The organism is Dactylosporangium sp. CS-047395, assembly GCF_050942185.1.
Lineage (GTDB): Bacteria > Actinomycetota > Actinomycetes > Mycobacteriales > Micromonosporaceae > Dactylosporangium.
This window is the reverse complement of the sequence record NZ_CP192015.1, coordinates 866615-881419: the sequence shown is the minus strand read 5'-3', so window position 1 is coordinate 881419 and position 14805 is coordinate 866615. Positions and strand designations below refer to the sequence as shown.

Sequence of the window (14805 nt, the reverse complement as noted above, 5' to 3'; positions counted from 1 at the left end):
CCACAACCCGGCATTGGACCGCCGCCTTGAACCACCGCCCGCCCTGAACCACCGCCCGCGTCTCGCAGTGACGCCGCCATCCGACCACCTCGCCGGACCGGCGTCGCCGGCCGCGTTGGACCGGCGCCCGCAGCCCGCGGTCGCACCACTATCCGACCAACCTCGCCCGACCCGCGTTGCCGGCGCTCCCTAACGCCGGCGGGGGGCGCTACCCGGTCACCTCGCCGGGCTGGCGTTGGCTCGCGATTCGGGCGAAGTCCTCCACCGTGAGCTGCTCCCCCCGCAGGCCGGGGTCGACGCCGGCGGCCCGCAGGATGCGTTCGGCCTCGGGCGCCCCGCCGGCCCACGCGGCCAGGGCGCCCCGCAGCATCTTGCGGCGCTGGGCGAAGGCGGCGTCGATGACCGCGAAGGTGGCCAGCCGATCCCCCTCCGGGGCATTTCGTGTCGCAAATCCGACAAGTCCGGACTCGACGTTCGGCACCGGCCAGAACACCGCGGCGGGCACGCGGCCGGCCTGCTTGGCGGTCGCGTACCAGGCCAGCTTCACGCTCGGCACGCCGTAGACCCGCGATCCCGGGCCCGCGGTCAGCCGGTCGGCGACCTCCTTCTGCACCATCACCAGGCCCCGCCGCAGCGACGGCACGGTGGCCAGCAGGTGCAGCACGACCGGAACGGCCACGTTGTACGGCAGGTTGGCCACCAACGCCGTCGGCTTCACGTCGCCCAGGTCGACCCGCAGCGCGTCGCCGGCCACGACGGTCAGCCGGTCGGCCTGCTCCGGCACGAACTGCGCCGCGGTTTCGGGCAGCGCGGCGGCCAGCGGCGGGTCGATCTCCACCGCGCACACCGCGTTGCCGTGCTCCAGCAGCGCCAGGGTCAGCGAGCCCAGCCCCGGGCCGACCTCCAGCACCACGTCGTCCGGGGTGAGCTCGGCCGCGCGCACGATCCGGCGCACGGTGTTGGGGTCGTGCACGAAGTTCTGCCCGAGCTGCTTGGTGGGGCGGATGCCGAGCTTCGCCGCCAGTTGTCGCACGTCGTTGGGGCCGAGAAGGGTCACGTCCAGCTGCCGAAGGCTCGTTCGCCGTTGGCGGAGATGGCCGCGCACAGCGCTTCGAGGTCGTGGCCGGTGACGTCGGCCAGGGCCCGCACCGTCAGCGGGATGAGATAGGAGGCATTAGGGCGGCCACGGTACGGCGAAGGCGTCAAAAAAGGCGCATCCGTCTCCACCAGCAGGCCGTCCAGCGGGGTGATCGCCGCCGCCCGGCGCAGGTGCTCGGCGTTGCCGAAGGTGACCGTGCCCGCGAAGCTGAGCAGGAAGCCGCGGTCGAGGCACTCCCGCGCGAACTCCTCGTCGCCGGAGAAGCAGTGCATGACCACCTGGTCCGGCGCGCCCTCCTCGTCGATCACGGCCAGGATGTCGTCGTGCGCGTCGCGGTCGTGGATGACCAGCGCCTTGCCGTGCCGCTTGGCGATGGCGATGTGCGCGCGGAAGCTCTCGTGCTGGGCCTTGCGCCCGTCCTCGCCGGTGCGGAAGTAGTCCAGCCCGGTCTCGCCGATGCCCCGCACCCGCGGGTGGGCGGCGAGCCGCTCGATCTCGCGCAGCGCGGCGTCCAGGTCGGCCTGGCGGGGCGCGTCGTTGGGGTGCAGGGCCACGGTGGCCAGCACCGCCGGGTGCCGCTCGGCCGCCGCCACGCCCCACCGGGACGACTCCACATCGACTCCGACCTGCACCAACCGGTCGACGCCGGCCTCGGTCGAACGGGCGATCGCGTCTTCGATCGTTACCGGCCCGCCCTGGCCGTCACCCTCCAGGGTGATGTCGATGTGCGTATGGCTGTCGAGCACCTTGACCGGTAGCGGCTCGGGGGCCGGTGGGAACGCTCCCTGGCGGCTGTGTTTTCTCGCACTCATCGGCGTCAAGCATGCCATCCTCGATTTGCAGTTAACACTCCGTTCACCTGGGGAAAACCACCCCTCCGTAGCGTCGCCCGAGTGACGGTAATCGGACACGCCGAAGGGTCCGCGACCCACAGCGTGACCATCGACGGGGTCAGTTATCCCGCGGAGGAGATCGCTCAGGGCGCGGCCTACGAGGTGTACGCGACGCACCCCGCTCCGGGATTCCTGCCCAACCCGCGGCCGGGTGCGAAGTGGCCGTACCGCCGCTTCGTGCACGCCACCGAGGTGACCTCGGCCCTCGACGGGCTGGAGGACGAACCGCTGCTGATGCCCGTCACCCGCGCCCTGGACTGGGCGACCATCCACCGGCTGAGCCAGACCCCGGCGGCCGCCTCCGCGCTCGCCCCGATCCGCCGCACCGCGGTCGTGCGCCGCGGCACCCGGATGATCAAGTTCCTGTCCGGGCGGCAGCTGCAGGGCTACCTCAAGGGCTGGCCGATCAGCGGCTTCTGCTACCGCGCCTTCGACGTCGCCCACCTGCGCACGCCCGAGGACCTGGCGATCCTCTCCGGCGACAACTCCGGCGACGTGGTCTTCGCGGTCCGCTGGCGAGCCGTCGACGCCTTCGACTACGACGTGCCGCTGGCCTCGAACTACAGCGGCCTGGTCAGCATGCCCCCACACGACCGCCTCGGCCCGCCCGTGATCGGCACCGGCTTCGTGCCCAGCGGCAAGCACATCGTGCCCGAGTTCGTCACCGCCGACCTGGCCGAGCTGCCCGTCCCGGCCAACACCTCGCTGGTCGCCTACACCGGCGACGGCACCGAGGTCACGCTCTACACCTACCTGCCCGAGCAGCGCGCCTGGAGCCGGATGCACGGCCCGCAGTGGCGCCACCTGCTGCCCGACGCCTCCGACCAGGAGTACTTCCCGGTCACCCCGTCGATGACCCGCTACCTGGGCACCTACCGCGACAACATGTTCGAGGCGATCGTCGACCCGCCGGGCGAGTTCCGGGTGGCGGCGAAGACCCGGGCCGCGCGGTACCCCCTGGAGTCCCTGGCCCGCCGCGTCCCCCGCGCCACCTGGCGCGAGGCGCGCTGCACCGTGATCCGCCAAGAGGGCGACTGGCTGCGGCTGCGCCTGTCCCGCCCCGACGGCGACCAGGTGGCACGCCTCGGCGCCCACTGCGTCGAGCGCGGCCTCTACGAGGCATGGGCGCCGGCCAATGAAGTGACCGACGCCCACGAGAGCGACCACTGGTACCAGCTGTAGCTGCTGTAGCTGCCCTGGCGCGGGCTTCGCCCGGACGCGGCGGGGGGGTTCCCACCCCGCACCCCCCATGCCCGCTCCGCGTGCACCCGAAGAACGGGTGGCTCAGCTCTGCAGCCGGGCCAGCTCTTCCTCGACGATCGACTCGTCCAGCTTCTTGAACACCGGGGTCGGCGCCTCCAGCTTGGTGCCGGCCGCGATCGCCACGTGCTCCCACTTGGTGCCGACGGTGTAGTCGCCCGTGAGTACGGGGTATGTGCGTCCGCCGGCCGACTGCGTCTCGGCCGACGTGGCCTGTGTCGCCTGCCAGTCCAGGTCCTCGACCTCGCGGATCTCCGGCATCGGGGCGTGCACCCCGGTGCCGCCGAGCAGCTCGTGGATGCGCTGGGCGGCGTGCGGCAGGAACGGCGTGAGCAGCGTGTTGCAGTCCTGCACGGCCTGCAGCGCCACGTGCAGGACGGTGCCCATGCGGGCCTTGTCCTCCTTGAGCTTCCACGGCGCCTGGTCGGAGAAGTACTTGTTGACCTCGCCGACGACCCGCATGGCCTCCGTGATGGCGGCCTTCTGCCGGTGCTTGCCGATCAGCTGCCCGACCGAGTCGAAGCCGGCCCGGACCGCGGCCAGCAGCGCCTCGTCCTCGGCGGTCAGCTCGCCGGCGGCCGGGATCTCGCCGAAGTTCTTGGCCGCCATCGAGATCGAGCGGTTGACCAGGTTGCCCCAGCCGGCCACGAGCTCGTCGTTGTTGCGGCGGCGGAACTCCGACCAGGTGAAGTCGGTGTCGTTGGACTCCGGGCCGGCGACCGCGATGAAGTACCGCAGCGCGTCGGCGTCGTAGCGCTCCAGGAAGTCGCGCACGTAGATGACCACGCGGCGGGAGGAGGAGAACTTCTTGCCCTCCATCGTGAGGTACTCCGAGGAGACCACCTCGGTCGGCAGGTTCAGCCCGCCGAGGGCCTGCGGCTTCGGCCCCGAGTAGCCCAGCAGGATCGAGGGCCAGATCACCGAGTGGAAGACGATGTTGTCCTTGCCCATGAAGTAGTAGCCCTGGGCCTCGGGGTCCTGCCACCACTGCCGCCACGCCTGCGGGTCGCCGCTGCGGCGGGCCCACTCGATCGAGGCCGACAGGTAGCCGATCACCGCGTCGAACCAGACGTAGATGCGCTTGTCGGCGCGGTCCTTCCAGGCCTCCAGCGGGATCGGCACGCCCCACTCCAGGTCGCGGGTGATCGCCCGCGGCTGGAGGTCGTCGATGAGGTTCCGGGAGAACTTCAGCACGTTGGGCCGCCAGCCCTCGCGCGTGTCGAGCCAGGCGTTGAGCTGGTCGGCGAACGCGGGCAGGTCGAGGAAGAAGTGCTCGGTCTCGACGAACTCCGGGGTCTCCCCGTTGATCTTCGAGCGCGGGTTGATCAGCTGGTCCGGGTCCAACTGGTTACCGCAGTTGTCGCACTGGTCGCCGCGGGCGCTGTCGTACCCGCAGATGGGGCAGGTGCCCTCGATGTACCGGTCGGGCAGGGTGCGCCCGGTCGACGGCGAGATGGCCCCGAGCGTCGTCTTGGCGATGATGTACCCGTTGTCGTACAGCCCCGAGAACAGTTCCTGCACGACGTCGTAGTGGTTGCCGGTGGTGGTGCGAGTGAAGAGGTCGTAGGACAGCCCGAGGCCGTGCAGGTCCTCGACGATGACGCGGTTGTACCGGTCCACCAGCTCGCGCGGGGTCACACCCTCGGCGTCGGCCTGGACCTGGATCGGCGTGCCGTGCTCATCGGTGCCCGAGACCATCAGCACGTCGTGGCCGGCCATCCGCATGTAGCGGCTGAAGACGTCGGAGGGCACCCCGAATCCGGACACGTGACCGATGTGGCGCGGCCCGTTGGCGTAAGGCCAGGCGACCGCGGCGAGAACACGACTCATGACCTGCAAGCGTAGTGACCCGTCCCGTGGTTCCGCGAACAGGATAAGTTCTCCCGACACGCGTCCAACGTCCGAAAAGTCGGCTATCGCCCGTTGTCCAATGAAAACGTGAGCGATGAGCCTGTTCGGCGGGGGTGGCGGGGCGAGGCCGCGGGGATTCCGCCGGCCCGCGTCCTGGTGCCGGCCGCCGCCACTGCCCTGCCGATGAGCACCGAGTCTTCCACCGCCGTGGTCCCGCCGGCGCCGGACGCGCCGGACTTTCCCCTGTGGCCGACCACCACGTCCGTCGCGCTGCACGAGTCGGCGCACGCGGAGGCCGACCTGGACGCTGATCCGGAGGCGGCAACGGCCCACGCGGCCGGGCACGCCGCGGCGCTCGATCACCTGGAGGGCCGGAGCGAGGTATGGCCGCCGCCGGCGATGCGGGCCATGCGCCAGCCGCGCGACGACCGCCGCAACGCGCCCCAGCGCCGGGTTCGCCAGCGCCGCGTCCGCCCGGCCCGCGGCCCGGCCGCCGGCCTGAGCGCGATGCTGCTGATCGCCCTGCTGGCCGGCTTCTTCGCCTGGACCAGCGCCGAGCCCTTCTGGCTGGACATGGGCCACCGGGAACCCGGCACGGCGAAGATCACCTCCTGCAAGGGCACCGGCGTCCTGCGCCGCTGCCTGGCCGAGTTCACCCGCCCGGGCGCCGCCGAGCCGGTCATGGGCACCCGCCTGATGGGCCTGGACGAGCCCCCGGGCGCCACGGTCGCGGCCGAGATGGTGCCGGGCGGCCGGATCGCGTACGCCGGGAACCCGACCGGCCTCCGCGTCCGCTGGGCGGCCGGCCTCGGCCTGATCGTCCTGTGCGGCGTGCTGCTCGCCTGGCTGACGGGGGCGTGGCGCTTCGCCCGCCTGCGCGACCGCCTCACCGCCTGGACCCTGACCGCCGCCGCACCGCTCGTCCTCAGTGCCGCCATCGTCGCGGCGGCCTACTGACCCGAGGGCGCCAAGACCTGCGGCCACCCGCAGGACGACTCGGTGCGGTTTTGAGGGGGTGTGGGTGGAGCGAAGCTCCCCCACCGTTCTTCAGGACATCGAACGGTGAACAAAAAGTGCCCGACAGACCGTCCGCTACAGACCATCCGCTGCCCCGGGAGACAGAGGCTCATTTGTGGGCGATGACCGCCGCGTAGACCTCGCGCTTGGCCAGGGAGTGGCGCTTGGCCACCTCCAGGGTGGCCTCCTTGCGGTCGGCGCCGGCGGCCACCAGCGCCGCCACCTCGGCGGCCAGGGCTTCGTCGGACGGGCGTTCGGCCGTGGACGGAGGCGCGCCCGCGACCACGAGCGTGATCTCACCCCGGGCGGTTTCGGCCTCGGCGGCCAGGGACGCCAAGGTGCCGCGACGGATCTCTTCGTAGGTCTTGGTCAGCTCGCGGCACAGGGCGGCCGGGCGGTCCTCGCCGAAAGCCAGGGCGAGATCGGCGAGGGTGTCGGCGACCCGGTGCGGCGACTCGAAGAAGACGAGCGTGCGGGGCTCGTCGGCCAGGCTCGCGAAGTACGAGCGGCGTTCTCCGGGTTTGCGGGGCGGGAACCCCTCGAAGCAGAACCGGTCGCACGGCAGCCCCGACACGGCCAGGGCGGTCACCACGGCGCTGGGGCCGGGTGCGGCGGTCACCGGCACGCCGAGCGCGATCGCCGCGCGGACCAGCCGGAAGCCGGGGTCGGAGACGCTGGGCATGCCGCCGTCGGTGACCACGGCGACCGTCCGGCCGGCGGCCAGCTCCTCGGCGAGGTCCGGGGTGCGGCGCTCCTCGTTGCCCTCGAAGTAGCTCACGAGCTTTCCGGTGATCTCGACGCCGAGGTACTGCGCGAGGCGGCCCAGTCGCCGGGTGTCCTCGGCCGCGACGATGTCGGCGGTCGCGAGTGTTTCACGCAGGCGGGGGGACGCATCCTCGGGATTTCCCAGCGGCGCGCCGAGAAGAATCAATGGCACATGTGCGATGGTGCCATCCCGACCCCTACGATCGCCCAATGACCACGGGTGTGCTGACCCAAGCAAGCGAGCCGGAGAGCCCCGCCGCCGCCCCGGTGCGAGCGGCGCGCCAGGTGTCCGACATCGTCCGCCGCCGGCTGGCCCCCGCGCCCCGCGGCGGCCTCAACTTCTGGCTGGTCGCGGCGCTGATCACCGGCATCGGGCTGGTGCTGCGGATGGTCAACCTCGCGCACCCCAAGGACGTCATCTTCGACGAGGTCTACTACGCCAACGAGGCGCAGGACCTGCTCCAGCGGGGTGTCGAGTGGAATCCCGAGGACAACACGCCGCAGTACGTGGTTCACCCGCCACTGGGCAAGTGGATGATCGGGATCGGCGAACAGCTCTTCGGGTACAACTCCTTCGGTTGGCGCATTTCCGCCGTCACGGTCGGCGCCATCTCGATCCTGCTGATCATCATCGCGGCCTACAAGCTGTTCCGCTCGACGATTCTCGCGGGCGCGGCCGGGCTGTTGATGTCGCTGGACGGCATGCACTTCGTGCTCTCCCGCGTGGCCCTGCTCGACATCTTCCTGATGTTCTGGATCGTGGTCGCGTTCTTCTTCCTGGTCCTCGACCGCGAGCAGCGCCGGGCCCGCTGGCTGAAACTCCTGGACGGCGGGCTCGATCCGGAGCAGCCGGGCGTCCGGCCGAAACTCGGTTTCCCCTGGTACCGCCTGCTGATGGCGATCTCGCTCGGCCTCGCCTGCGGGGTCAAGTGGAGCGGCGTCTACTACGTGGCGATCTTCGCGGTGGCCATGGTCCTCTTCGACGTGAGCGCCCGCCGCAGCGCCGGCTTCAAGCACTGGCTGCGCGAGGGCGTGCTCGCCGACGGCGCGCTGTGGTTCTTCGGGGTCTTCGTCATCGCCGTGGTCGTGTACATCAACTGCTGGTGGGGCTGGTTCCTCTCCGACGGCGGCTACTTCCGGCACTGGTACGCGGAGACCAACGGCCTCCCCCACGACCGGTTCATCGATCCGCTGGTGAACCTCTGGCACTACCACTCCGAGGCGTACGCGTTCCACACCGGGCTGAGCACGAAGCACCAGTACCAGAGCTGGCCTTGGCAGTGGCTCTTGCTGGGTCGCCCGGTGGCGTTCTATTGGGAGCAGTCCGGCCCGTGCGGCGCACCGAGCTGCGCCTCGGAGATCCTGCTGCTGGGCACCCCGCTGCTGTGGTGGTCGTTCCTGCCTGCGCTGATCGCCCTGGGCTGGCTCGGCATCGCGCGCCGCGACGGCCGGGCCTGGCTGATCATGGCGAGCGCGCTGACCGGCATCCTGCCCTGGTTCAACGAGATGCCCGAGCACCGCACGATGTTCTACTTCTACTGCCTGCCGGCCGAGCCGTTCCTGGTGCTCGCGGTGGTCTACGTGCTCGGCGCGATCCTCGGCCCGTCGCGCAAGGTCCGGCCGGACAGCGACCAGCGGCTCATCGGCGCGATCATCGTCGGCGCGTACATGCTGCTCGTGGCCGCCTGTTTCGCCTATTTCTACCCAATTTACGCGGGAGTGGACATTTCCTACACCGACTGGTTCTCCCGGATGTGGCTCGGGTCGCGCTGGGTGTAGTTCCCCCGCCCCAGTGGGTATCTGAAGAGTCGAGAAACCTGCCTTATATTATTTGCCGCACGGCAAGCAAAGGCTGGCGAAAGGCTCGCATGTCCGGCGTCGACTCCATCGATAAAGCGCTGCGTACGGCTCCACCGGATCGCCTGGTGGAGACCCTGGACGCGTACCTCAGCGCGACCCACGGCACCAAGCACAGCACGGTGTGGCTCGCGGATTATCGCACCACCACGCTGTCGCCCACGGGGGTGGAGGCCGGGGAGAACCTGAGTGAGCAGCTCGGCTCGGCCATGCGCGCGTTCGCGAGCCAGACGCCGGTGCTCGAGGCCCGCGACGGGCAGGCCCTGGCCCGGCTGCACCTGCCGGTGAGCGCCTGGGGCGAGCGGGTCGGGGTGCTCACCGTCGGGCTGGACGTCGACCGGCTGCCGGCCGAGCGGCCGCGGCTGGAGGAGCTGGCCGAGAGCTTCGCGGTGGCGCTCTCGGCCGCCTACCGCCGCACCGACCGCTTCCACATGGCCCGGCGCACCAGCCGGCTGACCATGGCCGCCGAGATGCAGTGGGACCTGCTGCCGGCCCGCGCGTACGAGCAGCCGGGCGTGAAGTTCGCCGGCCAGCTGGAGCCGGCCTACGCGGTCTGCGGCGACCACTTCGACTGGTCCGTCAACGGCGACTGGCTCACCGTGACCGCCCTCAACGGCATGGGCACCGGCCTGGACGCGGCCCTGCTGACCACGCTCGCCGTGAACGCGATGCGCAACGCCCGCCGCTCGATCCCCGCCGGGCAGAACCGGCCGGGCGACCTCACCGATCAGGCGGTACTGGCGGCGGACGCGATCTTCTCGCAGTACGGCGGGGCACGGCACGTGGCGACCCTGCTGCTCGGCATCAACACCGCCACCGGCGAGCTGCGCATGATCGACGCCGGCTCACCGCGCATGATCCTGGTCCGCAACGGGCAGGTGAGCGACATGCCCCTGGACGCGCAGCTTCCGCTGGGCATGTTCGGCGACACGCGGTACGTGGAGGAAACCACCACGCTGAACCCTGGCGATCGGCTTTTCGTAGTCAGTGACGGGGTGCATTCCGCTGCAAGGCCGAACGAGGCGACGTTCGGTGAGCGGGAGTTGAGCCGTGCCATACGATCGACCCGGTTGCAGCCACCGGCCGAGGCGATCAGCAGCGTCATGCGGAACCTTCGTGACTATCACGCGGGGTCCGAGATGGAGGACGATGCCCTGATCATCTGCCTGGACTGGTCGCCCCGAGCCGACCCGTGACCGCCGCGAGACACGGAGGACAACGTGCGGAGCCGACCCTCACCGCACCCGTCGAGCCCAGATGACCTGGCGCGGGCGGCGGCCCTGGCGGATGCCGCCGGCCAGGCGCTGGTCCTCGCGACGAGCGCGGCCAACGACAACTCCGGCGTGTCCGCCGCCCAGCTGCGCGTGCTCGGCGTCGTCGACCAGGCCGGGTCGGTGAACCTGACCCAGCTGGCCCTCGCCCTGCACACCGCGCCCTCCTCGGCCAGCCGCCTGTGCGACCGCCTGGAGGCCGCCGACCTCCTGCGCCGCACCGCCGACGAGCGCGATCGCCGCGAGGTGTGGCTGGTGCTGACCCCCACGGCCCGGCGCCTCCTGGACGGCCTTGGACGCCAGCGCCAGGAGACGATCGCCGCGGTCCTGCGCCGCATGTCCCCGGACGAGCGCGCGGCCCTCCTGCAGGGTCTGACGGCCTTCGCCCGGGCCTCCGGCGTCCCGCTGGCCGAGGACGACACCGCCGCGCAGGCGAGCTAGCCCGTTCGGCGGCACCGGTCATAACGGTGCCGCCGGCTCCGCTGCTGGTCGCGAAATGTCCGACACTTCGTGATCGGACATTTCGGATTTATACCCTGACGGGCGGCGGGTCGTCGCATGTACCGCCACATCGGACGCCCGACTTCGCTTGAGCGTTCAACCGGTCGCGGGGCCATATCGGTGTTCGTCACGACACGGCCCGTGTGGGCGTTTTGCCCGGGTATGGTGGTTCTTCACGAGTGCAAATTGCAGATTGGCACTCGATTGAGTAGGAGGATCTTCATCTCAGAGGAGTTTCACTGATGACAACCTTGTAATTATAAGTAAGATCAACGCCGATCTCGGCGAGAAGTAAGTATCAGTCACGACACATGTCGGTGAAAGCAGCCACGACACGCCGTAGCCATCCGCAAGATGCCCCGTTCGGGGTATGCCATGGGCCCGTTCATCCGCGGCCCCGCCCATGGCCAGCCGGACGCTACCGAAGCGTAATCCACCAGACGTCACGCACAGTAGCCGAGCACCCCAGGTGACAAGTCACGCGGACAGCAAAACCGGGCAAATACCACCCATTGCCCCGGCGGTTCTGTACTCGGCGTTCGCTGCACACGTGCAATAGATCGGCATGCGTCTATTAGAACAGCGCTCGAATTACGAAAGCGGGGGCATCTCCACGCCTGCACGCATCGAAGAGTTTGAATGAGACACTCCACGAATCCGGCTCGGAGTTCTATGGTGTTCGACGTCGCGCACGGCCAATCACGCAAGGGAAAGGTGCCAGTCCGGGCACGTCGTAGACCCGCGGCTTCGGGAGTGACGGTGCATAGCAGCCACCACGGCGAAACCACGCTTGACAGATTGGCGCACAACGACGCCGCCGAGCGGTTCCGGGGCTCGCCGGTCGCACGGCCCCTCGAGTTGCTGGGGCCCGTGCCGGCCGAGATCGTGACCAGTCGGGAAGTGCCCGGCCTGCCCGCGGTACACCTGGAGCGTCGACGGCTGCTCGAGCACCTGGATGCGGCGGTGGAGCAGCCCGTGACCCTGGTCTGCGCACCGACCGGCTGGGGCAAGACCGTGCTCGCGGCGTCGTGGATCCGGGCCGGACGGCCGCCGGGGCGCACCGCGTACGTGCGGTTCGAGCCCAACTGCGGCGCCGCCGCCTGGCGCCAGCTCACCTCGGCGCTGAACGTCGCGGGCATCGCGCTGGACCCGGCCACGTACGCGTGGAACAACGGCCGGCTGCCCGAGCGCGCCGTGGTGGTCCTCGACGACCTGCACAACGTCACCAACCGCACCGTGCTGCGCCGGATCGAGCGGCTCATGACCCGCCTCGGCGACCGGATCGGGTTCCTGCTGCTGGCGCGGAACGAGCCGCCGCTGTCGCTGTACCGCTGGCGGGTCCGCGGCCAGCTCACCGAGCTGCGCGCCGATCACCTCGCCTTCTCCCAGGCCGAGGTGGCTGGCCTGGCCGAGCGGCTCGACGTGCGGCTGGCCCAGCACTTCCGGCACGCCCTGTGGCACGTGACCGAGGGCTGGCCCGCCGCCGTCGCGGTGGCGCTCTCGGCGATGATCGGCCGGCACGAGCCCGAGCGGGTGGTGACCGACCTGGTCGCGGGCGAGGCCGGGCTGAACGAGCAGGTCGGGCTGACCGAGTACGTGCAGCGGGAGATCCTGGCCAACCTCGACCCCGACGTGTACGACGTCATGCTGCGCACCTCGATCGTGGAGACGGTCTGCCCGGGCCTGGTCGAGGCGCTCGCCGGCAGCCGCAACGGGGCCCGCCAGCTGGCCCAGGCCAGCCGGGCCAACGCCCTGGCCACCTTCTACGGCGGCTCCCACTCCTGGTACCGCTACCGCCGCCTGCTCCGCTCGGTCCTGCGCGCCGAGGTGCGCACCACGCTCGCCGCGGAGGAGGGCGGGCTGCACCGGGCCGCGGCCGGCTGGTACGCCGCCAACGGTCTTCCCGGCGACGCGGTCGTGCACGCCGTCCTCGGGGCCGACTGGGTCGTCGCCGAGCGATTATTCCTCCAGTACTGGCCTGAGCTGTGCGGGTCGGGATCGCGCGCGATGGCGTCGCGGACCGGCCCGCGCCCACCCCAGGACATCGCCGAGCGGCCGATGCTCGCCTTCGCGCTCGCCATCTGCTGCCGTGACACGGGCGACGCGGCGGGCATGTCGGCCTTCCTGCGCCTCGGCGAGCGCGCCCTGGGCGAGGCCCCGACGCCGCTGGACGCCGAGATCCTGGCCGCCATGCGCCTGGCCGAGGCGAACGCGGCCGAGGACCCGGACCGCTCCGCCGACGCCGCCGTCCGGCTGCTGCGATGTACCGACGAGGCGGCCGACGAGCACCTCTACGCCGACGCCGCCGACGGGGCCCGCGCGGCCGCGCACCTCACGCTGGCCGGGGCCGACCTGGCCCGGGACGCGCTCGAGGAGGCCGACGCCGCGCTGGCCCGCGGGGCCGTGCTGGCCCGCAAGTCCGGCTTCAACCAGCTCATCATCCAGGCCAACCGGCAGCAGGCGCTCACCCACCTGCACCAGGGGCGGCTGTCCGCGGCCGCCGCGTGCGCACGCCGGGTGCTCGACGGCAGCCGCGACGCGGGCATCGCCGAGTCGCGCAACATCAGCTACGCCCGGCTGGTGCTCACCGCCGTGTGCCGGGTGCGGGGGCAGCTCGACGAGGCGCGGTACCACCTCGACGAGAGCATCACCGCGGAGGTCCCGCCCGACCCGCACGGCTGGCTCAGCGGCGTGCTCAGCCTCGGCCTGCTGCAGTTCGACTCCGGCGACCTGGCCGGCGCGGCCGAGGCCCTGGAGCCGCTGCTGAGCAACCGAATAGGCACCATGCCCATGACGGCCGAGATCATCGCCCGGGTCCTGCACGCGGACCTGTGCCTGGCCGAGGGGCAGACGGACAAGGCCCTGGCGGTCCTCGACGAGCTCGACCGGCACCGGCGCGACTCGCCGCCCGTGGTGCTCGCGCGGGCGCGGATCGCGCTCGTGCAGGACCGCCCCGAGGTGGCCGCGCACCAGCTCGAACGCCTGCTGGACGAGCCGTCACCGTCCCTCGTGGTCACGGTGATGGCGGGTGTACTGCTCGCACAGGCCCTGCACCGCCTGGGCGACGTCGCCGGGGCGGCCGAGCGGGTCGAGACCGCGCTGCGGCTGGCCGCGCCCGAGGGCATCCGGGCGCCCTTCCTGGGCCACGGTGCCTGGGTGGCCGAGCTGCTCGAGGGGCCCGCCCCGGCCGAGGAGGGAGAGGAGGAGGAGTCGGCCACCGATCTCTTCGACGTCGCGGCCGAGCACATCACCGAGCCGCTGACCGAGCGGGAGACTCTGGTACTGCAGTACCTGCGCAGCATGCTGTCGATCGCCGAGATCGCCTCGGTGCTGTCGGTCTCCTCCAACACCGTCAAGACCCACGTCCGCCACGTGTACCGCAAGCTGGGCGTCAGCCGGCGCCGTGACGCCGTGCGACGTGGCCGGGAGCTGAGCCTCATCTAGGTCCTCACCCTCCCGAGGCGAGTCGCGGCAAGCCCGGCCGGGGCCACGATATGCGGCATGACGGGTTTACGGGAGCAGGTCAACGGCGTGCGAGTGGGCGTGCGGTACGCCGTCGCGAGGCACGCCGGGCCGGTCGGCGGCGACTGGTACCTCAGCACGCCCCTGCCCGGCGGGGACGTGATGCTCGCCGTCGGGGACGTGATGGGCCACGGCCGTCCCGCCGCCGCGACCATGATGCGCCTGCGGGCCGCGATGACCCGGCTGGCCCTGGCCGGCGACGAGCCGGGGGCGATCCTGGCCGCGCTGAACCGGATGCTCTGCCGCCGCCCGTCGACCATCCTCGCCACCGCCGTGTGCGGGCGCTTTCACCCGGCCGACCACTCCTTCACCTGGGCCCGCGCCGGTCACCTGCCGATCCTGCGCGCCACCGCCGACGGGGTGAGCCAACTGGCCCAGCCGTCGGGCATGGCGCTGGGCGTCGACCCGGCGGCCCACTATGCCACCGCCTCCATCGTGGTAGATCCGGGTGATCTGCTGCTGATGTACACCGACGGCGTGGTCGAGCGCCGCGACCGCGCGATCGACCAGGGTGTGGCCGGGCTGGCCGAGGACGTGGGGGTGGCGATGCGCGCCTCCGCCCCGGGTGAGCGGCTGCGTACCGCGCTGGACTGCGCGCACCGCAACAACCCCGACGACGACGCCTGCCTTCTGGCTGCTGAGCCCGTCTGAGCGCGACGCAGGTGAGGCCCGCGCCCGCGGGCTCCCCCGGATGCCTGGCCAACGGCCACCCGGCCGTTCACCCATCGAGGGTGATCCCCGTTCACCCCCCTCGATCGAATCATGTCTG

General features: G+C 71.2%; 11 protein-coding genes. 7 read left to right on the top strand and 4 right to left on the bottom strand.

Going from position 1 to position 14805, the window contains the following annotated elements; genetic code table 11:
• Positions 1 to 208: 208 nt before the first annotated feature.
• Positions 209 to 1057 (bottom strand): 16S rRNA (adenine(1518)-N(6)/adenine(1519)-N(6))-dimethyltransferase RsmA, encoded by an 849-nt coding sequence (gene rsmA, locus ACQP00_RS04120; RefSeq protein ID WP_433214528.1) that lies wholly within the window; start codon positions 1055 to 1057, stop codon positions 209 to 211.
• Positions 1054 to 1911 (bottom strand): TatD family hydrolase, encoded by an 858-nt coding sequence (locus tag ACQP00_RS04115; protein ID WP_433223678.1) that lies wholly within the window; start codon positions 1909 to 1911, stop codon positions 1054 to 1056. Before ACQP00_RS04115 ends, rsmA begins: the two co-directional genes overlap by 4 nt.
• A gap of 81 nt (positions 1912 to 1992) precedes the next feature.
• Here ACQP00_RS04115 and ACQP00_RS04110 point away from each other — a divergent pair, with 81 nt between their 5' ends.
• A complete protein-coding gene (locus ACQP00_RS04110) occupies positions 1993 to 3174 on the top strand; it encodes a hypothetical protein (protein ID WP_433214525.1) in 1182 nt (393 codons plus the stop codon).
• A gap of 102 nt (positions 3175 to 3276) precedes the next feature.
• On the opposite strand, the gene metG is transcribed toward ACQP00_RS04110, so the two are convergent.
• Positions 3277 to 5082, bottom strand: coding sequence for a methionine--tRNA ligase (gene metG / locus ACQP00_RS04105; protein ID WP_433214523.1), 1806 nt, complete (start codon positions 5080 to 5082; stop codon positions 3277 to 3279).
• Positions 5083 to 5190: 108 nt separating this feature from the next.
• On the opposite strand from metG, the gene ACQP00_RS04100 reads away from it, so the two are divergent.
• Complete coding sequence (locus ACQP00_RS04100; protein WP_433214520.1) at positions 5191 to 6060, top strand: hypothetical protein; 870 nt, start codon at positions 5191 to 5193, stop codon at positions 6058 to 6060.
• Between the two features lie 169 nt (positions 6061 to 6229).
• Here ACQP00_RS04100 and rsmI read toward each other — a convergent pair whose 3' ends face one another.
• Positions 6230 to 7057, bottom strand: coding sequence for a 16S rRNA (cytidine(1402)-2'-O)-methyltransferase (gene rsmI, locus ACQP00_RS04095; RefSeq protein WP_433214517.1), 828 nt, complete (start codon positions 7055 to 7057; stop codon positions 6230 to 6232).
• Positions 7058 to 7095: 38 nt separating this feature from the next.
• Between rsmI and ACQP00_RS04090 the strand changes: the two genes are divergently transcribed.
• The 5 genes from ACQP00_RS04090 (at position 7096) to ACQP00_RS04070 (ending at position 14687) form a co-directional block, all read left to right on the top strand.
• The gene (locus ACQP00_RS04090) at positions 7096 to 8664 is read left to right on the top strand and encodes a dolichyl-phosphate-mannose--protein mannosyltransferase (protein WP_433214514.1); all 1569 of its coding nucleotides are present in this window, start codon (positions 7096 to 7098) and stop codon (positions 8662 to 8664) included.
• Positions 8665 to 8810: 146 nt separating this feature from the next.
• Positions 8811 to 9938: a PP2C family protein-serine/threonine phosphatase gene (locus ACQP00_RS04085; RefSeq protein ID WP_433214511.1), complete on the top strand. Its 1128-nt coding sequence runs from the start codon at positions 8811 to 8813 to the stop codon at positions 9936 to 9938.
• Positions 9939 to 9962: 24 nt separating this feature from the next.
• Entirely contained in the window at positions 9963 to 10454 is a 492-nt protein-coding gene (locus tag ACQP00_RS04080) for a MarR family transcriptional regulator (protein ID WP_433214508.1), read from the top strand.
• Between the two features lie 858 nt (positions 10455 to 11312).
• Positions 11313 to 13958, top strand: a complete 2646-nt coding sequence (locus ACQP00_RS04075; protein ID WP_433214505.1) for a LuxR C-terminal-related transcriptional regulator — start codon at positions 11313 to 11315, stop codon at positions 13956 to 13958.
• A gap of 57 nt (positions 13959 to 14015) precedes the next feature.
• A complete protein-coding gene (locus tag ACQP00_RS04070) occupies positions 14016 to 14687 on the top strand; it encodes a PP2C family protein-serine/threonine phosphatase (RefSeq protein WP_433214502.1) in 672 nt (223 codons plus the stop codon).
• Positions 14688 to 14805 lie beyond the last annotated feature (118 nt).